We start from the raw sequence: 21,126 nt of genomic DNA, 5'->3' as shown, positions 1-21,126 counted from the left end.
TATTATTATCAACGATATATCAATATTTTTCAATATAAAATTTCATTTTTTGCTAAATTTTTTTATAATTTTTATCTTATTAAAGCTTATTTACCATGATTATGTATCTTTTGTAAGTATCTCTCGCCAATAATCCAAGCTGTAAAGTCATCCACCGGTTCAGGCGGATATAACATTCCTTTAGGAAGTAAACGTTTTAGCCCCTTAGGTGGATTATATTCAAAATAACGGCGCCTAGCCTCTTCCGTCGTGTGAGCTTCATCAGTCAAAACAACGTTCTTCCCATAGGATTGAACTGCCTCTTTTACAGCATTGGACACCTTTGCATGATTGGTGCCATTACCGCAAACAATGATTTCCACAGACCTGTCCTTTTGTAGCCATTTTTGGCAATATGCAGGCACTTCTTCTGTGGGAACTATCACTTTTTCCAATAAGCCTCCATCAGTGCTTTTAATCAAAGCCATGCCCGTTTTCTCACGGCCCGGGTCAATGGCAATTAGCGTGCCCCTAGCTAGTGTATTCATAAGCCCTCCTCATAGGAATTAAACTACGTCCGTAATAGTACAATGAATATATTTCATAGTAGTACAGCAAACATACTTTATAACAGTATAGCAAATATACTTCGTAATAGTTCAGCAGCTATACTTCGTAATATCCGCTGAAGATATTTTATAATAATACATAAAATATCTTCCAAAAAAAGACTGCCTAGTACAGGCAGTCTATATGGCAATAGTCAGTTCAGTTTCATAGGTTTCGCCATAGGGCTCGCCTGATTCTATATATCTCTAATGCGCAATTCAATTTGAATAGGCCCCGTAGTATAAGCATCCTCTTTTACTACAGCATCTAATCGCACGGAATGGTTAAGCTGGCTAATCTGTCGAATAATATCGAATAAATCGCCGCCTGGTATGGACCCTACCTTACCAGTCAATGGATCAGGTAATACACCTTGTTCCTTAGCCTTAGCATTAACAGATTGTAAGAAAGTTAATACTTCATACTGTGCATCAGAGCCACCTTCCACAACGGTAGAGGTAATAACGGTACCTTTAGAAAATACTTCCTTATATGGATAGGCGTGAATTTCGGCTAACGCCACTTCACCATATATGATATTCGCGGCCGCTGTAATACGAACTGTCATAGGCTCATTCGACTCGGCCACTTGTTTAGCCACTTCATTTAAATTAGAGCGGCTAACATAAATAACAGCCTTTGTCTCATCGATACCTAAACGACGTAGAATCAAGCCATTAGTATCATTTAAAATATCTGTAATCGCTGCCGTTGTTTCCTCTTCATTAAGGCCTGGGCGAATGAGTGCACCACTTAAAACCTCGCCATTTCTAAACAATACAGCGCCTTCACGAACATGAGCAATACCAGCTTCCAAGCGTTCCGTTGTAACCCGCAAGTCTTCAATATGACTTTCTAGTTCTTTCTTATTTGCTTCTAAATCCTTTAGTGCTACAGCCGATTGCTGTAATTTATCATTAGCTGTTTTATACGCTTCTTGTACAGAAACAAGTTCAGCACCCATAGCCTCACGAGCAGCACGTACTTCCTCAATTTCTTCCTGCGTAGCTTGTACTTCTTGACGCATAGTGTTTACGGCTTTTGTCTTCTCTTCTAATTCTTTCTTGCCAGCCTCTAATTCGGCATTTTTCTTATCCACATCTGAAGTAAGCTGCGCCATTTCTGCCCGTAATTGTTCCATCCCAAATAGGGCAATACGAACATTTTCCGAAGCTAAACTTAAGATACCAATAGTAAGAACAGAAATTAATACGCCCGTTACAATGGTCATAATAATAGAGGTATGTTTAGGTCGTAGACCAAAAATAGACATTTTTTTCTTGCCTACTTTACTCCCTAATTTATCGCCAATGAAAGCAATAGCACCGCCCATAATAGCAATGATAAACAATAGACTTATACCTACTAACATGGGTGTCACTCCTTTCTTTCATTCACACACAATTACCACACATAACTACCTAACATAGTACACTAAAACATATTACATACTATGAGTAGTATATGCTCTTTCTCTATTTTACTCTATTTTTTCAAAAAGAAAAAGGCTCTCAACTTGTAATTTGTAAAATTACTGGTTGAAAACCTTTTTATTTACTACACTAAAACTGTTATTACTCTGTAAACAGCCTAGGGGTTATTTAGACACACGCCAATTGAGCCACAAGCCTGCAATAATTCCCAAAGTGTCTGGAATCAAAGCAGCTACCATTGGTGGCAAGGCTCCACCTTTACCAAGGGCACCAGTGAATGTCATAACACCATAATAAATGAATATGATTAATACACTAAGACCAAAGCCAATGGACGAACTAGAGCGTTGCTTTTGAAGGCCTAAAGGAGCCCCTACAAGAGCAAACACAAAGCTGGCCACAGGAATAGTGAAACGCTGATACATTTCCATTTCCCATTTTTTATAATTTACGCCCGTGCCTTTTAAGGCTTTTACTTGTGCGCGCAATTCTTTAATCGTCATCTCTTCAGGATCGCGTTGCTCCTGAGAGATTTGTTTTGGGTCTTTTGCAACAGGTAGGACTTGGTCTTTAAAGTGCATAGTTCGTTCTACGCCTTGTCCATCTGGAGCCAAATCATACACAACGCCATTATGCATTACCCAATAAGTACCATTCCAAGTCGCTGTAGCCGCATTTTCAATTTGCGTTACTTCCCCATTCGTAAAGAGCTGAGCCGTAATCCCTGTAATTAATTTTGTATCTGCATCATAACGTTTTGCATACACCAAGGTGCTAATGTCGCCACCGTCCATATTTTTAATAACAATATGTTCCTGCGCTTGTGGCGCTGCTTGGCGCTTAATTTCATTGCGAATAATATTTTGATACGCATGATTTGAGGCCGGCACTACATATTCATTAAAAGCAATGGCTCCTAAGGAAATGATTAATGCCGTCACATACACTGGCATGGCTAGTCGCAAAAAGCTAAGCCCGCCAGCACGCATTACAATAATTTCACTAGTCCCACTTAACCGCCCAAAGGCTAATAAACTAGCCAATAGTACGGCCATGGGGAAGGTCAATACTACAATGCCCGGTAAGGCCAGCACAAAGGCTCGTGTAACAGCCCATATGGAGGCGCCATATTCAGTTATGAATTGGGCAATGCGGAATAAGGTGCCAGTACCTACGAAAATACTAGTAAACGCAAAGATGCCAAATAAGAAAGGCCCTATAAATGCCTTCAGTATATATTTATCTAATATACGCATGAATGCCAACTACCTCCCGATTACATCTTGAACTCATCGCCCAAATAGAATTTACGAGCAATTGGGCTTGATGCAATCTCATCAGCTGATCCTTCGATGAGAATCTTCCCAGCACTCAAAATATAGGCCTTGTCAACAATCCCCAAGGTTTCACGCACATTATGGTCTGTAATGAGTACACCAATACCTCGCTCTTTTAAATGTCGTATGATTGATTGTATATCAGCCACCGCTATAGGGTCAACCCCTGCGAATGGTTCATCAAGTAAAATGAAGCTCGGCTCTAAAGCAATACAGCGGGCAATTTCTACACGACGACGTTCGCCACCAGATAATTGCATGCCCTGACGAGTTCTTACATGTGTAATGTGGAACTCTTCTAACAAGGACTCTACTTTCGCTTCAATTTCCTTTTTAGATAAATGGGTCGTCTCTAGCATAGCGCGTAAATTATCTTCCACTGACAAAGAGCGAAATACTGACGCTTCTTGTGGTAAATACCCAATGCCTTGTGCTGCACGCTTATACATAGGCATGAGGGAAATATCGCGGCCACCTATATGAATTTGACCGGCATTAGGTTTTTCAATACCTACAATCATGTAGAAAGTCGTAGTCTTACCAGCTCCATTAGGGCCTAGAAGGCCTACAACTTCCCCTTCTTTTACCTTAATGCTAACGCCATCTACAACATTGCGGCCTTTATATGTTTTTACTAAATCAACTGTTTCTATATACATCCACACCGCTCCTTATTGTTGTGGCGTAATAATTAAGGTACTGCGACCACCTACGGTCTGCACAGAATTATCTTTCATTTCAAGCTTAAGCTCTGGTGCATTCACTACATTGCCATTTTGCACGGCATGCGCATTGCCTGTCAAATAAGCGACGCCATCATTTTGGCCTGGTGTCTGTGCGTACACTGCATTATCAGCACTTGCATCTAAATTATGTTTACTACTATGTAAGGTTACATGGCCTTGCGCAGTAGCTTTAATCTCATTGAGCCAACCTTCTACAAAATCGCCCGTCAATACAGCATCATCCATAACGAGCTTAGCATTGCCTGTGCTAGTGCCATAATCAGTTTTCGTATTGTACTTTACAGTATTACCGAACACTTGCTTATTGTCTTTTTGTAAGCGCACATTGCCTGTGGCTTCAATGATTTCGTTTTTCGTACTATGAAGCTGAGATGCACTCATGCTCGTGTTGGTACCAATCATGCTGACGCCACCTGTTAAAAAGGCCTCTTGCGTCTTAGTATTGTACCAACCTTCTCGGCCCGTCATAGTCTTATCTTCATTGATAATCACAACATTGCCCTTAGCAGTTGCTTTGCCGGTGCTACCTTCATATTCAAGTTTATCAGCAGTAATCATTAAGTTAGAGGTAGCAGCGGCCCACACCGGAGCTGCCAAACCCATCACTATAGCGGTTACGGCCATAACCTTTTTCAATTTCATGTTAATTCCTCCACTACTTCTTCTCTAACTTAGCATGACCTTTTGCAATGACTTTTTGCAAAACAGTATCGGCTTCAAATGTATCACCCGTAATAGTAGCCTCTTTATTGTTAAATGTAAAGGCTGTTTCTGAACTTAATTTTTTAGACTTATTATTGTAATTCACTGCCTCAGTTTTAAGTTCTGCACCATCTTGATCGACAGCAACCACACCACCAGCTAATTGGAAGGTATTGTGATCCGCTGTCATATGACCACGAGGTGCAGTTACAACTAATTCTTTACCTTCTTTGAAAAAATTAGCTTTCATATTGGTGAGGTATACTTCTTTAGTCTTTGGATTCACCTTTATTTGTTCTGCTGTAACTGACCAAGCCAATTTACCTTCCGATTCCTCCGTAATAGTAGAGCCATCAAAGGTAACTAAATCGCCCTTTGGCTGTGTAGGATCATCTGGCGTCTCTACAGAGCTAATTTTAAAAATCCACACAAAAAGGCCTATTAAAATGAGCACAACAGCTGAAGCAATTATAGTTTTTTTGTTATTTTTCCACATCACTATTCACTGCCTCCTGCTGTGCTTGAGTATCATCACTTACTTTGAAATCTTGAGCTGTTGATGCCCCTTCTGTCACATTGCTATGTGGCACTTCATGAGATTTTTCATGAGATTTTTCATGAGATTCAACAGTCATGGCTTGATTGGCTGCACTGGCTCCGTTCTGACGATCTCGTGCATGCACTGCATCACGTACTTTAAGTTTCTCTTCAATATTTTCTATTTCATGTAACTTTGTATTCCAGCGATGTTGGAACCATAACCACTCAGTAGGATGAGCTTTAATAAACTCTTCTGTAACCCACACAGTAGCTTCAGTTAAGCGATATAAATCTTCCTGTTCATTGCCTGTATCCTCATAATAAAGAGGTGGTAAAATTTCCACCACATGGCCAATTCCATCCGCCTTGCGATGAGCAAATACAGGTACTACTGGGGCCTTAAACTTCTGCGCAAATGTAGCCGGTCCAATAACAGCTGAGGATTCTTGCCCCAAAAACTCCACTGGAAATCCTTGAATATAACCATCTTGGTCGGCTAAAAAGCCTAGCAATTTCTTTTGCTTCATAGCTTTCACAGCGCGAATCATTTCAGATCCGCCGCGGGCAAATACTTCAAGCCCTACCATTTCTCTATATTCATTTAACAAACGTGTTACTTGTGCATTTGGCTGTTTCTTAACAATTGTAGTTGATGGATACCCAGCAGCGGCAAGCGCAGCGCCCATCCATTCCCAATTGCCCACATGAGCCGTAAGAATTACAACCCCACGTTGTTCAGCCAAGGCCTTATCAAGATAGGCAAGGCCATGCATTTCAATATGTTCGTCAATAAATTCCTTCGTTAAATTGGGCATATATAAAATCTCTAAGGCCGATCGACCTAAGTTTTTAAATAACTCACCGAGCACTTCTTCAGCTTCAGCTTCGGAAACGCCAAGGCCAATCATGACATTTTTAATGCCCCGTTTTTTTTGTTTTTTTCCAAATAGCGAATATAAAGGCCCTAAGGTCTCACCAATGCGAAGTATCGTGCGATACGACAGCTTGCAGGTAAAGGCACTTAGTTTCTTTAACAACGAGTATTGCCACTCATTTGACATACCGTACGAGCCTCCTTCGAATTCTTTTCATGTGCCATATTATACATCATATTATTGACCTTGTTCATATAATTCGTTTTTATATGACGCCACTAAAGATTCCCATTGTTTTTGATCTTTTAAAATTTTCTCTATAGCTTCGCGCACTGCCCCATGGCCACCACGGGCCTTCGTTACATAAGCAGCTTTCGCTTTGATTTCCTCTACACCATTAGCTGGCGAAATAGGAAAACCTACTTTATGGAATACGCCAAAATCATTTAAGTCATCCCCCATATAGGCTACTTCCTCAGGTTGCAACTGAAATGTTTCCATTAATTCCATCAAATCTTTACTTTTATTTTTTGAACCCATGCGCACAAAATCAAACTTCAATTCTGATGTGCGTCGCGCCACCATATCCGATACGCGCCCCGTAATAACAGCAATTTTTAAACCTGCTTTGCGAGCTAAGGTTAATCCCAAGCCATCTTGTGCATGAAAGGCTTTTATTTCTTCTCCACTGGAACTATAAATTATATGCCCCTCAGTCATGACCCCATCAACATCTAAGACTAAACATTTTATGGCCATTATACGATACCTCGACGTAATAAGTCTGTAATATGAACAATCCCAATGGAATGTTTGTTATGATCTACAACTGGTAATACAGTAATTGGACGGGGTTGATTTTTCTCCATAATATGAAGTGCTTCAGCAGCTAGTTTATCCTTAGTAATAGTACGTGGCATAGTTGTCATCATATCTTCCACAGGCCATTCTAAGAAATTACTGCCCGAATCTAAACCACGGCGAATATCGCCATCTGTTACTAAACCAATCAATACCCCATCATCATCGATAACACTGGTGGCACCAAGGCCCTTCTCAGTCATGACAAATAAGGCATCTCGTACTGAAGAGCCCTTATATACCACTGGATTGTCTGTACCAGAATGCATAATATTTTCCACTGTAAGCAAAAGCTTACGACCCAAAGAGCCACCTGGATGGAACACAGCAAAGTTTTCTGGTGTAAAATGATGACGTTCTAGAAGGCAAACAGCCAAAGCATCACCTAAAGCTAATGCAACTGTAGTACTCGTAGTTGGTGCTAAACCTAATGGACAGGCTTCTTTTTCCACTTCCACAAGCAATACAATGTCAGAATTTTTAGACAAGGTAGAATTGCGGTTTCCCACTACACTAATAAGGCGAGCCCCAATGCGACGCAACGATGGCAATAAACTTACCACTTCACTAGTTTCACCACTATTAGAAAAAGCGAGCACAATATCTTCAGAAGTGACCATGCCTAAGTCACCATGAACACCTTCTCCTGGATGCAAGAATAAAGCTGGTGTGCCAGTAGACGCTAGGGTAGCTGCTACTTTGCGTGCAATGTGCCCAGACTTACCCATACCAGTACATACAACACGACCTTTAGAGGCCAAAATCATAGACACGGCATCGGAGAAATTACTATCTAAGGTTGTTATTAATGCTTCAATGGCCTGTGCTTCTTCATGAAGCACTTGGGCCGCCTGTTCTAATACATTCATTGGCTATGCCATCCCTTCTGGATTGTATCCGCTTACAAGTTAAACTTGTGAATTATTTAATGTGTCAGCATTTGTTGCAGCTACTATATTAGCTATTAGTTTGCCTTTTACTTTACCTATCATCTTAATTCTTATAGCTACGACTTTAGTTTTTACTTCAATACTATTAGCCTTTTACAATTTTATCAATAGCTACTAAATCACGTAGAATCGCTTCTAATTGATCTAAATACACCATATTAGGGCCATCAGATAAAGCCTCAGCTGGATTGTCATGAACTTCCATAAATAAGCCATCCACACCAGCTGCCACAGCGGCACGAGATAAATATGGAACAAATTCACGTTGACCAGAAGAGCTTGTACCAGCACCACCAGGTAATTGCACACTATGAGTGGCATCAAAAATCACTGGATAGTCAAAGCTACGCATAATCGGGAAGGAACGCATATCCACCACTAAATTATTATAGCCAAAAGTAGCACCACGTTCAGTAAGCATTAAATTAGGATTACCTGCTTCTTCTACTTTTTTCACCACATTAATCATATCATTTGGCGCTAAGAACTGACCTTTTTTGATATTTAGGGCCTTACCTGTTTTAGCTGCACCATAGACTAAATCTGTTTGACGACATAAGAAGGCAGGAATCTGCAAAATATCTAGCACTTCAGCAGCTGGTTCGATTTGCTCTACAGAGTGAATATCGCTCACGATAGGCACTTGTAATTCCTTTTTAATATGGCTTAAAATTTTAAGACCTTCTTCAAGTCCTGGGCCACGGAATGATTTATAGCTCGAGCGATTGGCCTTATCAAAAGAAGCTTTGAAAATATAAGGAATCCCTACACGTTCACAAATTTTCTTTGCGCGACGGCCAATTTCCAACGTGCGCTCTGGATCTTCGATTACGCAAGGTCCAGCGAGTAAGAATAAACCCTTGCCACCATCTAATGTGAGGTTACCGACTTTAACTTCTTTCATAGTATATCTCCTTGTTTGCTTACTAATCACGAATAACTCTAATGAGTTGTTTTACATGTGTATGTATTGACTATATAGTCGAACTTAATATAATCAAACTTAATATAATAGAACCTATTATAATTTAATTTATTATTTGTAGCTTAATTTATTATAACTTAATTTATTATGGCCTAACTTATATTATAACCTAAAAATCTAAAGTTTAAATTAACTACATGAATAAATCCTATATAAAATGCTGTTCTAAGCATTGTTTTTTTACTTAACTAAGCATTGGATTTTTTACTTAACTAAGCATTGAATTTTTGCTTAAAGATCTCATTTACAGCCCGTAAGTCCTCAGGTGTATCAACACCTACAAAGCGAGCCTTTGTCTTAATCACACGAATGGGAACACCATTTTCTAAAGCTCTTAATTGTTCTAAGGATTCCGTCAATTCAGCTGGTGTAGGCTCCATATCAGCATAGGTAAGTAAAAACTCTCTTGTATATGCATAGATACCAATATGCTTTAATGGTTCATTGACAAAGGCATTTCGTGGAAAGGGAATTAAAGATCTAGAAAAATACATGGCATCCCCTTTTTTATTGCACACCACTTTCACCGCCGATGGCTCATTATATTCGTCTTCCAATAGGGGCGCGCCTACCGTAGCCATTTGTATAGTCCCATCAGCTTCAAATAAGGTAGCCAATTCATCAATCAAAGTAGGCTCAATTAAAGGCTCATCCCCCTGCACATTGATAATTACATCAATATCATCATAGGCACGAGTTACTTCGGCAAGGCGGTCAGTACCAGTTAAATGGTCCGCCCGCGTCATCGCCACTGTACCACCAAAGGCCTTAACTACATCATATACTCGATTATCATCAGTGGCCACAATTACCATATCTGGATGAGACGCTTTGGCCACTTGTTCATATACACGCTGAATCATGGGTTTTCCTGCAATATCCGCCAAAGGCTTGCCAGGCAAACGAGTTGACGCATAACGAGCTGGAATTACACAAGCAATTTTCATTATCTATCCTTCTTTCCCACCGTACTAACTAGGGCTTGAAATTCATCTTCACGAGCCGTAAATTCAATGCCAATAGGCACTACAAATACTGGTAGTTTTAAATCCTTAAGTGCGCTCAATTCATTGAGTTTAACTGCATCTTTCTCTGTTGTAATAATAGCAGTCAAGCCAAGTTCAAAGGATTTGGCATACATTTGAATCACATCATCCTCTGAATATTCATGGTGATCTCCAGAGTCTAGGCTTGCTTGCGGCGCTAGGCCAATCTGTTCTAACGTTGCTTTAAAAGATTCAGGTCGGCCAATGCCACTGATAGCTAAGAGGCGATGACTTCGGGCACTCATTCGATTGGCTTCATCAATCTGAGCTGTTAGAGGCTCGCCCTGCGCCCACTGCCCTAAGGAAACTACACCTAAGGGCTTATGAATAGTTTCAAACACTGGTATATGTGGCGCGTAGGTCATCAACTGCTGCTTTACGCCAAAAAGTATATCCTTTGGTACTTGGTCTGTTTTCGTAAGTACAATGCTATGAGCCCGTTTAAGTCCCTCTAAAGGCTCACGCAATAAACCTCTTGGAAGTACATGTCCGTAGCCAAACGGATTGGCCGCATCAATGAGAACAATATCTAAATCACGGTAAAGCTGGCGATGCTGAAAGCCATCATCCAACACGAGTACATCACTACCGAGCTGTTCCGTAGCCACGGTGGCAGATTCAGAGCGGTGGCGTCCAATCACTACACTAGTACGACCTAAATTTTTAGCTAATAAATAGGCCTCATCACCACTTACTGCAGGACTCACTTCTAATAAACCTTGACGCGACACAATGAGAGATTGCTCATTATTGGCTGCTTTATACCCCCTACTAAGCACGGCCGGTTTACAGCCATGTTCTTCTAACATATGACAGATATAACGTACCATAGGGGTTTTTCCCGTTCCCCCTGCGGTAATATTGCCCACACTGATAACAGGCACTGATGCATGACTTACGCCTGTTTGAGCATCAAACTTTTTATTGCGCTGTGTTACTCCTGCTTCATATAATTTACTCAATATGGTAAGACCACCTCGAGCAGCTGCTGACACAGGGTCCTTTGCTTTACCACTTATAATGCGTTTAAAAATGACTTCACCTTTCATCCGTCATCCCTCCTCTACGCCTTATACTTACATAAGTTAAATTCGTACTTAGTTTCGCTTAGTAAACGAAGCCTGATTATTTTACAAATCATAGCAACCTGAACTTCTAAATAAAAGTCTTCCTGATTTATGGAATAATGTGATGTTTTTCAAAGAGCTTTCGCATCTCTTCTGTATTGCGCTGCGTAGCACCACGATTTTCTTTCATAACAGCTAAGCAGTTAGCGCCCATCACTTCGCGGCGTTCTTTATTACCACAAAGTTCCAATAATGTATCAGTTAAGGCCTGTCCATCGCGAACCATCAAACAGGCATCACGGGAACTCAATAGAGAATAAATTTCTTTGAAATTAAACATATGAGGACCTACTAAAATAGGCTTACCATGTGCGGCTGGCTCTAGAATATTATGACCACCTGTTTTAACTAAAGATCCCCCTACGAAAATAATGTCCCCTAAACTATATAAACGGCCAAGCTCACCAATTGTATCTAATACAACTACTGGTGTCTTTGTGTGTACAGGGCCTGTCATAGTGCTGCGGCAAATGGCTTTTAACCCATTGCGCTCCGCTAAATTCTTCACATCCGTGCCGCGCATAATTTCTCGTGGCGCAATAAGTAGCCGCGCTTCTGGATATTCATGAAGAATGCGTTTAAAGGAGTTTAATACCAACTCTTCCTCACCGCGATGAGTACTACCTGCCACGATAATGGGATGATTGCGACCAAAGCCAAATTCATCTTGCAAGGCCAGTTTTTCTTCTGCTGTTACACTCGCATAGGTTTGATCATATTTCGTATTCCCCGTAATGGTAATACGATTATGAGCAGCCCCTAAAATCTCAATATATTCTGCATCAAGTTTAGACTGCATGCAGAAATACTCAATAGATGCCAACATTTCACGAGTAAACGAGCGAATCATCATGTAACGCTTCATACTGCGATCACTAATGCGGCCATTTACCATCATAACAGGAATCTGTTCCTTTTCGGCAATGCGTAAAAAGTTAGGCCAAATCTCTGTTTCAACTAATAAAATAGCAATAGGTTTTATTAATGTTAAAATGCGGCGCGTCAAAAACGGTAAATCTAAAGGGAAGAATATAATCCCTTCCGCTTCTGGTATAATGCGATGCGCCATAGCATGACCGGTAGCCGTTACTACAGATACTACCACAACGGCATCAGGAAATTTTTGTTTTATGTCTTTTACAATCGGGCTTGTTGCAACAATTTCACCTACGGACGCTGCATGCACCCATATGGCCCGACGCCCCTCTATCTTACGCATCAAAGAGTCTGGCATATAACCAGCACTTTGCCTTATACGCTCATAAAAACCCTCTTCAAAGGCTAAACGATAGAGGATGACAGGAATTAATCCAATCCAATAGATGATTAGCAAGAAATTATAAATCCAGTACATCCCTTTATCCTTTACTCTTAAATTGAACGGAGTACAAACTCTTATAAAGACCATCTTGTTCTAGCAATTCTTCATGAGTCCCAGACTCAACGACATGGCCTTGTTTCATAACAATAATTTGATCAGCATTTTTGATTGTACTTAATCTATGAGCGATTACAAATGCCGTACGATTTTTCATCAATCGTTCCAATGCTTCTTGTACTAATTTTTCACTTTCTGTATCAAGTGCGGATGTAGCTTCATCTAAAATCAAAATTTTAGGGTCCTTTAAAATCGCACGAGCAATGGAGATACGCTGTCTTTGCCCGCCTGATAAGGAACTACCGCGCTCACCAATTAAGGTATCCATACCTTCTGGCATTTTTTCAATAAACTCCAGCGCATTAGCTGCTTTAGCTGCCGCATACACTTCTTCATCGGTGCCATCAAGGCGGCCATACAAGATATTTTCTTTAATAGATGCATTAAAGAGCATCGTTTCTTGAGGCACTAAACCAATTTGTTCGCGCAAGGACTTAAAGGTTACATCGCGCACATCAACGCCATCAATGCGCAAAGTGCCTGATGTAACATCATAAAAACGAGGCAATAAATTGGCAATCGTTGTCTTCCCTGCCCCAGATGGACCAACTACAGCAATAATACGACCTGCTGGCACATGAAGATTTAAAGACTCTAAAGCATTCTTTTCACCATCATAGGAAAAGCTTACATTGTCAAAGTCCACATCGCCTTTTAATTCTGGAAGAACCTTAGCATTTGGTTTTTCCTTCACTTCCGGCTCCGTATCGAGTATTTCAAACACGCGATCACCGGCGGCCATAGATTTTTGAATATTACTATATACTTGACTCAATCGCTTTACCGGATTTGACAAGTTAATAGCATATATTAAGAACGCAATGAGTGAACCAGCAGAGATAACGCCAGTGACTACATTATAGCCACCATACCAAAGAATCACTGTAACGGCAATAGCAGCTGAAAATTCCACCAATGGGCTAAGTAAACTCGATAATTTAGTAGCCTTCATTGCAGCTCTAAAATTTCGCTGATTTTCGTGTTCAAATTGCTCAATTTCATAAGACTCACGAGCAAAGGAGCGAACTACGCGAATGCTGGAAATCACTTCTTGCAATAAAGCTGTTATATCTGCAATGCGACCTTGCACTTCATGACCGGCAAGGCGAAGTTTTTTACCAAAAACATTAACTAATCCTAGTACAACAGGCACGATAATTAAGGTAACTAAAGTCAATTTCCAATCGATTAAAATCATAGAAATCAAGGACCCAATAAGGGTAACCCCTTCCGTAATAAGGGATATGAGATTATCAACAATGGCTGCTTGTAAAGCACTTACATCATTGGTGAGATTACTCATAATCTGCCCTGTTTTACGGCGATCAAAATAAGCTTGGTCAAGACGTTGTAAATGTTTAAACAAAGCTTGACGTATGTCAATAATTACTCGTTGACCAATATAGCTCATCGTATAGGTCTGACCATAGGTAGCAAAGCCTCTAATTAAGAACACCACTAAGATAGCCACAACTACAAGGTTTAAGGTAGCTAAATCCTTAGCTTGCAATACTTCATCGACTACATTTTTTATTAGCCAAGGTACAACTAAGTACGCAGCTGCCGCTATAATCATGCAGATTAGGCCAAATACCATGCGCCCTGCATAAGGTTTTACATATACTAATAAACGTTTATAGCTTCCCATCTACTTCCTCCGATTTGTGCCATGGGCTACTGAACCAATAATCTGCGCCACCCGCGCCACCGCGCCAGGTGCACCTAAGTCAGTTTTTACTGTGTTTAAATCTTCAATCATCTTGTTTCGTCTTGGTTCATCATATAATAAAGAGTCTAATTGCTTTTGAATATTTTCCGCTGTTACATCATTTTGTAATAGCTCAGGAATGACTTCACGACCTGCTACAATATTAGGCAAACCTACATGAGTTACATTGACTAACACTTTAGCTAAGCCATAAGTAACTGGTGAGAGCCTGTATAAGAGTACTGTAGGAAGCCCCATCAAGGCTGTTTCCAAGGTTACAGTACCTGAGGCGGCTAGTGCCACATCACAACATTGCATGAGGTCATAAATTTTTTCTTCTGTAATATGTACAGGGACTTTGTATTTATCAATAATTGTAGATAAATCACTGCGTTCAATCGTATGGGCTTTAGGCAAGTAAAACACTAATTCAGGATGTTTTGCTAATGCCAATTCAGCGCCCTGAAGCATACGATCTAAGAGTGTTAAAATTTCTTGTTTACGGCTGCCTGGCAAGAGAAGGACTCGTTTCGTATGCTCAGGCATATTAAAGAACTGTATCCCTTCTTCATAGGTCATAGTCGGCTTTACAATATCGACTAATGGATGCCCTACGAATTCCACATCAGCGCCAAATTCTTCATACACTTTTGCTTCAAAGGGAAAAATTGACGCCACTTTAGTTACCGTCTTAGCAATGTCTTTGCCACGGCTTTTATGCCAAGCCCAAATAGTAGGGGCTATGTAATAAATAACAGGAATCCCTAAATCATGGGCCACTTTGGCTAGGCGCATATTAAAGCCTGGATAATCTACACATACGAGCACATCGGGCTTTTCGCGTATCATAATTTCCTTTAAATAGGCTCTAAGTTTAAAGAAACTTGGCAAGGCTTTTACTATTTCTACAAAGCCAATGAAACCGAGCTTCTTAATATCATAAATGATGGAAACACCGGCTTCTTTCATAAGGGTACCACCCATGCCTAACATATCCACATCGGGAAACGCTTGTTTTAGGGCCTTGGCTACACTGGCTGCATGCACATCGCCTGACGCTTCACCGGCAGAAAACATTACTTTCATTAGTACCTCCTATGATTACGAAATTTATAACTCACTTACGCTGTATTCAGTAATACATTTATTCTTCTTTCAATACTACCCTGATTTTTCTCTAAGAATACGCTTACTCTTCTTCCAGTACTCAGCTTATTTTTCTTTCAGTAAAATGCCTATTCTTCTTCCGGCCCTGGTACTGATACGATAATCAAGCCCTTCTTATTAGCTAGTGCTAACACTTCCTCCTGCTCTACAAAGATAGTTCGCTCTGCTTCAATGGCCAATACTTTACATTGGCTTTCTAGCATAGAGTGAATTGTAGTTAATCCAACGGCAGGCACATCAAAGCGCACATCTTGACGAGGTTTTGCCGTTTTAACCACCACGGCTTCACCACGGCCTAATTCACCGCCTCGTTTAATACACGCATCGGTTCCTTCGATAGCCTCAATAGCCATGACGGCCTGATGTTTTACTACTACAGTCTGCCCTATATCAAGGCCGCCCATCTGTTTAGCTACATCAAAGCCAAAAATAATATCTTGTTGTTGCTCCTTCGTAGGCAGCAATTTAGTCAATACACCAGGCTTAGGCATGAGGGACTTCATATACACCGTTTGATCTACTACGTGAATCCCTTCTTTTTCAAGCTCTTCCACAAGGGCCAACATAATAGTATCATCCTTGCGATTTTTTAATTTTGACAATAATTTAATGGCTCTAAGGTCTGGAAATTTCAAACCTTTAAATAAAATTTCCTTGGTCACCTTCCCTAGCATAGTGACTTCAGTAATGTCTTCCTTATGCAAGGTTTTAAAAATTCGATCCACCTTCGCCACATTAATATCATAAAATGCATCTGCTTCTTCTGCTAATGCAGGTTCTGTATTAGGGATAACGGCAATGACAACAACTTCATAGCCTTCTGATTGAGCAGCTCGTAAAAACTCTAATGGCAATTTCCCAATGCCTGCTAACAATCCGACTTTTTTCATCCTATCCTCCTAGGCAAGAGTGTTTAAAATCACATCTGTTTATAAAAATACTACCTTATATTATATCAAATTTTCGTGTATAAATGCATCTTTTCTATGCATTAAGACCTACTGGCATAGGAGATATTTTTCTAGTCTCTCTAAATCACTGCCACAGCCAAAACTATGTGCATCGCCTTAGTTCCCATTAATAAAGAAAAAGAGCCTTAATCAGCTGGAACACACATGGTGCCCTAAAGCTAAGGCTCTTTTTATTAATCGCGACGAGGTCGCATAATTCCACGATCAGCATTACGCAAAAAGCGTAATAAATTTTCAATTTCCACAGACGAATTAAGTTGCAATTCCATTTCTTGAATTGCACGGGATAAGGAATATCCAGAGCGGAAAATAATACGATACGCCTTTTTTAATTCATGGCGTACGTCTTCGGATACGCCAGCACGAGATAGACCTACAGAATTAAGACCAATAACACGAGCTGGTTGACCATCGGCAATGATATATGGTGGCACATCTTGTACAACTTTAGCCATACCACCAACCATAGCATTGCGACCAATTTTTACAAATTGATGCACCCCTGCAATGCCACCGATTACTACGCGATCTTCAACAGTAACATGACCAGCTAGACCGGCACAATTACTCATGATTACATTATTGCCCACAATACAATTATGAGCTATATGGGTACACGCTTGGAATAAACAATTATTGCCTACGCGAGTCTCTTCCCCTTCACCAGTAGCACGACTAATTGTTACACATTCACGAATAACAGTTTCATCGCCTATATTACAGAAGCTTTTTTCGCCTTTAAATTTTAAATCTTGCGGTTCCAGCCCTACGGCTGCACCTGGATAAATCTCACAACGTTCTCCAATGGTGGTCCAACCACCTACTACTACATTGGCACCGATCTGAGTACCATCGCCAATGGATACATTTTCCCCGATCACAGCACCTGGGCCGATGATAACGCCTTTTCCAATTTTAGCGTCCGGGTGTACCACTGCGGTACTATGTATATTGGAGGTAGCATTTTCCATGCCTACTACTATCATCTATGTCACTCCTTACTCTATCGAGATTGCGACTTTTTCTTATTACTTATATAATCGTTTCATTTACAAAAAAATGAACTTAAATATTTAAGAAAATTTCACCCTCAATAAGAGAATTTTAGGTATTTACTGCGTCAAAACGCTTCATTTAGCAAATTTACTTTAAATATATACGTTTTCCTATATTATACAAGAGCAAACATATACTCGCCGCTGGCTACCAATTTGTCGCCTACATACGCTTTGCCTTCTACTTTACCCATGCGGCCTTTAATTTTTACTACATCCACTTCCATGCGTACTTGGTCGCCAGGTTTTACAGGATGACGGAAACGCACTTTATCAATGCCTGTGAACATTGGAGTTAAACCACGATTTTCCTCTGGATATAAAAGAGCAATGCCCCCTACTTGTGCCATCGCTTCTGTAATAAGTACGCCAGGCATAACTGGATTTCCAGGAAAATGGCCTTGGAAAAATAACTCGTTCATAGTTGCATTTTTAATGCCTACGGCACGTTTCATTGGTTCTAATTCAATGATGCGATCTACCAATAATAAAGGATAGCGATGTGGTAGAATTTCCATAATTTCTTCAACTGTAAGAGTCATGTTAGTCCTCCTTCATTTCTTTTAAGATATCACGTGCTAAACGCGAATTTAATTCATGACTAGATTTTAAAGCAATAATATGACCTCTAATTGGTCCTAGTAAAAATAAATCACCTAATACATCTAAGATTTTATGACGCACTAGTTCATCGTCGAATCGTGGCACTGACAAACATTTTGTATCATCATAAACCAGCACATTTTCTAAACTGCCGCCTTTAGCAAGGCCCATGGCTTGTAATTTCTCTAATTCATTCATAAATCCAATTGTACGCGCTGGTGATATATCAGTTTCAAAGTTTTCTGAATTTAAAAGAATATCCACTTGTTGCGTTCCCAACAATGGATGACTATTAACAGATGTGAAGGTCACACGCAAGCCATCATAAGGTAAAATGACGATATAACGATCTCCATCATAAATAGCATGAGACCGCTTTACTGCGTATACGGCCCGTTGGGCATCTAAAACAGTAATCCCTGCGGTTTTCATTAAATCCACAAATACAGCCGCGCTGCCGTCGCCAACTGGTGGCTCGGGTGAATCTAACTCAACATAACAATTATCTATTTGTAATCCATAAAAGGCTGCTAATAAATGCTCCACCGTAAACACTTTTGCTTCGCCATCTTCAAGAGTGGTGGCGCGATTTGTGCTAGTTACATTAGCAGCAGTCGCTTTTACAGAAGGCTTTCCTGGCAAATCAGTTCGGATAAACACAATGCCTGTATCTGCCTCTGCAGGACGCAAAGTCATAGTCACGGGTAAGCCGCTGTGCAGTCCTGTGCCCTTATATTCAATTGCTTTTGACAAGGTTTTCTGCTTAAGTACCATTAGCCTCCTCCTTTCATTCTATTAATGACATTCTTACACACTATATTTAATTATAAGCTAAATCTACCTTATATGTCTATATTTTAAAAAGGGAAAAGCTGAATTTCAAAAAAGCCCCTTATTTACAATCGTCTTTGTATCATTCGAATTCAATTCAAACTAGCAATCGTAAATAAGAAGCTTTTGATATTATTTTATAGTTATTATACTATTTTACAGCTATTTTTTATTTGGCCATTGGATCTGGTGGCACTTCAATTTTGCCCGCATAGTAGCGGCGCGTCCACTTCCAACGATTATGGAGCCAGAACCAATCCTCAGGATACCGGCGAATATAGTCTTCAATCCACTCGTTTAGCTTAGTGAGTGTAACTGCCGTATCGCGGCGTTTATCTTCTGTATGTTCAGCATAAAATGGTGTGTACGCTGTAAGAATGTGTTTTCCCTTAAATTCATCAAAGCGAATTGTCACCGGAATAATCGGTACATCTTTCATGCGTCCCATAACAGCCGGCCCTACAGCAGTCAATGTTTCATAACCAAAAAATGGCACCAATTGTCCTTTATCACCTGGATCTTGGTCCATAATTAAACCAATCATAGAGCCATTCATGAGCTCTTTAATCATTTCGCGAACACCCGTTTTATAGGTCACATGTTGATGCATAATTTGACGGTATTCGTTAATAAGTTTATCAGAATCACCATTTTGCTTCATAGCTACTGAAATAAGTGGGTAGCCTTCAGAGGCTAAAATACCTCCTAATAATTCCCAATTGCCACTATGAATTGCCATGAGTACAGCACCTTTACCATCTTCCATGGCATCATCTAAGTACTTTCTATCTACCCATTCAAACATGTCCTTATAGCGACCATCTTTGATTTCCGGATACCGTAGTACATCAATAATCATGCGACCAAAACGAGTCGTACTTTTCTTGGCAATACGGCGCGCTTCCTTAGGGTCACTGGTAATATTACAAAACAGGATCTGCCCTATGGCCAGTCGTCTCCGCTTGGGGGGCAGAAAAATCCAGCAAAGTTCACCTAAAAATGTGCCAATAGCATATTGCACTTTTTCCGGTAAAGCACAAATTAAGGCACTAAAAAGTTTCATAAACCTATACATAGTGTCTCCTATTTCTCATTCAATTCCTGCTTTAAAGCGGCTAATTCCTTCTCCAAACGCTTGATGGTTTTAGCCATGTCAGGTAAGCGTGATTCATATGCCTGCATCTTCAACCATTCTTTATGAGGACGTTGTGGGAATCCTGCATACGTACCATTGGATGGAATGTTGCCAATAATCCCTGTTTTAGCTGCAAAGGTTACATTGTCGCCAATAGTAATATGTCCTGTACAGCCTGTTTGGCCTGCAAAAATTACATGATTGCCACATTTTGTACTTCCTGCAATGCCAACTTGAGCAATGAGGAAACAATCTTCGCCAATTTCCACATTATGGCCTAAGTGCACTAAATTATCTATTTTTGTACCTCGACGCACCATAGTAGATCCCATAGTAGCATTATCAATACAGGAGCATGAGCCCACTTCCACATCGTCTTCTAAAATAACATTGCCAACTTGTGGAATATGAGTGTGAATGCCATGTTCAGTGGCGAAGCCAAAGCCTTCACCACCAATAACCGCCTTAGCACGAAGTACAACGCGCTTGCCTAAAATACAATTTTCATGAACTACTGCACCAGTATATATCATTGTATCCTCGCCAATTTTGGCATTGTGGCCAATATATACATACGGATGAAGTACTACATTATCACCAATTACAGCATTGTCATTAATCACACAATACGGGCCCACACTAATGTTCTTACCCAATGTAACATTTTTACCAATAATAGCCGTTTCGTGAATTGTACGAGGTACTACGACTGGAGGATGATATAATTCCAAAAGCTGTGAGAACGCCACTTTAGCATTATCTACAACGATTTGAGGAATTTCTACTCCTTCAATTGGCGCCTCTACTATGACAGCACCAGCTTTACTCTGTCCTACATATTCACAATAATCTCCGATGGCAAAGGAAATTGCCTGAGGCGCACTTTGTTCTAAGCTGCGCGTCTCCTCAATCACAACTTGACCATCACCGACTAATTTACCTTGGACCTTTTGGGCCAATTCCTCAACTGTATACTTCACTACGAAAGTCTCCTCTCACCTCGAACTAATGGAATATTACATCCCTAT

21 protein-coding genes are annotated in these 21,126 nt (G+C 40.3%); all 21 read right to left on the bottom strand.

Annotation, left to right across the window (positions count from 1 at the left end; translation table 11 throughout):
* Positions 1-86: 86 nt before the first annotated feature.
* The gene (locus Q0376_RS00365; protein ID WP_298703002.1) at positions 87-527 is read right to left on the bottom strand and encodes a hypothetical protein; all 441 of its coding nucleotides are present in this window, start codon (positions 525-527) and stop codon (positions 87-89) included.
* 257 nt (positions 528-784) lie between these two features.
* A complete protein-coding gene (locus Q0376_RS00360; RefSeq protein WP_298703001.1) occupies positions 785-1,960 on the bottom strand; it encodes a DUF3084 domain-containing protein in 1,176 nt (391 codons plus the stop codon).
* 225 nt (positions 1,961-2,185) lie between these two features.
* Positions 2,186-3,277 carry an LptF/LptG family permease gene (locus Q0376_RS00355; RefSeq protein WP_298703000.1) on the bottom strand — a complete coding sequence of 364 codons (1,092 nt, stop codon included), beginning with the start codon at positions 3,275-3,277 and terminating at the stop codon, positions 2,186-2,188.
* Between the two features lie 20 nt (positions 3,278-3,297).
* Positions 3,298-4,017 carry an LPS export ABC transporter ATP-binding protein gene (gene lptB, locus Q0376_RS00350; protein ID WP_298702999.1) on the bottom strand — a complete coding sequence of 240 codons (720 nt, stop codon included), beginning with the start codon at positions 4,015-4,017 and terminating at the stop codon, positions 3,298-3,300.
* 12 nt (positions 4,018-4,029) lie between these two features.
* Entirely contained in the window at positions 4,030-4,746 is a 717-nt protein-coding gene (locus tag Q0376_RS00345) for an LptA/OstA family protein (protein ID WP_298702998.1), read from the bottom strand.
* A 13-nt stretch (positions 4,747-4,759) separates the two neighbouring features.
* Complete coding sequence (gene lptC / locus Q0376_RS00340) at positions 4,760-5,302, bottom strand: LPS export ABC transporter periplasmic protein LptC (RefSeq protein WP_298703009.1); 543 nt, start codon at positions 5,300-5,302, stop codon at positions 4,760-4,762.
* Positions 5,289-6,407, bottom strand: coding sequence for a lysophospholipid acyltransferase family protein (locus Q0376_RS00335; RefSeq protein WP_298702997.1), 1,119 nt, complete (start codon positions 6,405-6,407; stop codon positions 5,289-5,291). The genes lptC and Q0376_RS00335 overlap by 14 nt, the downstream gene beginning before the upstream one ends.
* A gap of 51 nt (positions 6,408-6,458) precedes the next feature.
* On the bottom strand, positions 6,459-6,980 hold the full coding sequence (locus Q0376_RS00330) for an HAD family hydrolase (protein ID WP_298702996.1): 522 nt from the start codon (positions 6,978-6,980) through the stop codon (positions 6,459-6,461).
* The gene (locus Q0376_RS00325) at positions 6,980-7,951 is read right to left on the bottom strand and encodes an SIS domain-containing protein (RefSeq protein WP_298702995.1); all 972 of its coding nucleotides are present in this window, start codon (positions 7,949-7,951) and stop codon (positions 6,980-6,982) included. The genes Q0376_RS00330 and Q0376_RS00325 overlap by 1 nt, the downstream gene beginning before the upstream one ends.
* 166 nt (positions 7,952-8,117) lie before the next feature.
* A complete protein-coding gene (gene kdsA, locus Q0376_RS00320; RefSeq protein ID WP_298702994.1) occupies positions 8,118-8,936 on the bottom strand; it encodes a 3-deoxy-8-phosphooctulonate synthase in 819 nt (272 codons plus the stop codon).
* A gap of 293 nt (positions 8,937-9,229) precedes the next feature.
* Positions 9,230-9,964: a 3-deoxy-manno-octulosonate cytidylyltransferase gene (kdsB, locus tag Q0376_RS00315; RefSeq protein ID WP_298702993.1), complete on the bottom strand. Its 735-nt coding sequence runs from the start codon at positions 9,962-9,964 to the stop codon at positions 9,230-9,232.
* On the bottom strand, positions 9,964-11,112 hold the full coding sequence (gene lpxK, locus Q0376_RS00310) for a tetraacyldisaccharide 4'-kinase (protein WP_298702992.1): 1,149 nt from the start codon (positions 11,110-11,112) through the stop codon (positions 9,964-9,966). The genes kdsB and lpxK overlap by 1 nt, the downstream gene beginning before the upstream one ends.
* Positions 11,113-11,239: 127 nt before the next feature.
* Positions 11,240-12,544 (bottom strand): 3-deoxy-D-manno-octulosonic acid transferase, encoded by a 1,305-nt coding sequence (locus tag Q0376_RS00305; protein ID WP_298702991.1) that lies wholly within the window; start codon positions 12,542-12,544, stop codon positions 11,240-11,242.
* A 4-nt stretch (positions 12,545-12,548) separates the two neighbouring features.
* Positions 12,549-14,276, bottom strand: coding sequence for a lipid A export permease/ATP-binding protein MsbA (msbA, locus tag Q0376_RS00300; RefSeq protein ID WP_298702990.1), 1,728 nt, complete (start codon positions 14,274-14,276; stop codon positions 12,549-12,551).
* Positions 14,277-15,422, bottom strand: a complete 1,146-nt coding sequence (gene lpxB / locus Q0376_RS00295) for a lipid-A-disaccharide synthase (RefSeq protein WP_298702989.1) — start codon at positions 15,420-15,422, stop codon at positions 14,277-14,279. It abuts the gene before it with no gap.
* 149 nt (positions 15,423-15,571) lie between these two features.
* The gene (gene lpxI, locus Q0376_RS00290; RefSeq protein WP_298702988.1) at positions 15,572-16,393 is read right to left on the bottom strand and encodes an LpxI family protein; all 822 of its coding nucleotides are present in this window, start codon (positions 16,391-16,393) and stop codon (positions 15,572-15,574) included.
* A 254-nt stretch (positions 16,394-16,647) separates the two neighbouring features.
* A complete protein-coding gene (lpxA, locus tag Q0376_RS00285; RefSeq protein WP_298702987.1) occupies positions 16,648-17,460 on the bottom strand; it encodes an acyl-ACP--UDP-N-acetylglucosamine O-acyltransferase in 813 nt (270 codons plus the stop codon).
* Positions 17,461-17,645: 185 nt separating this feature from the next.
* Positions 17,646-18,071, bottom strand: a complete 426-nt coding sequence (gene fabZ, locus Q0376_RS00280; RefSeq protein ID WP_298702986.1) for a 3-hydroxyacyl-ACP dehydratase FabZ — start codon at positions 18,069-18,071, stop codon at positions 17,646-17,648.
* A 1-nt stretch (position 18,072) separates the two neighbouring features.
* The gene (gene lpxC / locus Q0376_RS00275) at positions 18,073-18,906 is read right to left on the bottom strand and encodes a UDP-3-O-acyl-N-acetylglucosamine deacetylase (RefSeq protein ID WP_298702985.1); all 834 of its coding nucleotides are present in this window, start codon (positions 18,904-18,906) and stop codon (positions 18,073-18,075) included.
* A gap of 226 nt (positions 18,907-19,132) precedes the next feature.
* On the bottom strand, positions 19,133-20,038 hold the full coding sequence (locus Q0376_RS00270) for a lysophospholipid acyltransferase family protein (RefSeq protein WP_298702984.1): 906 nt from the start codon (positions 20,036-20,038) through the stop codon (positions 19,133-19,135).
* Between the two features lie 8 nt (positions 20,039-20,046).
* The gene (lpxD, locus tag Q0376_RS00265) at positions 20,047-21,078 is read right to left on the bottom strand and encodes a UDP-3-O-(3-hydroxymyristoyl)glucosamine N-acyltransferase (RefSeq protein ID WP_298702983.1); all 1,032 of its coding nucleotides are present in this window, start codon (positions 21,076-21,078) and stop codon (positions 20,047-20,049) included.
* Positions 21,079-21,126 lie beyond the last annotated feature (48 nt).

This window comes from uncultured Veillonella sp. (genome assembly GCF_937981445.1).
Lineage (GTDB): Bacteria > Bacillota > Negativicutes > Veillonellales > Veillonellaceae > Veillonella_A.
Note: the sequence above shows the minus strand (reverse complement) of the source record. Positions and strands in the feature narration are given on the sequence as shown.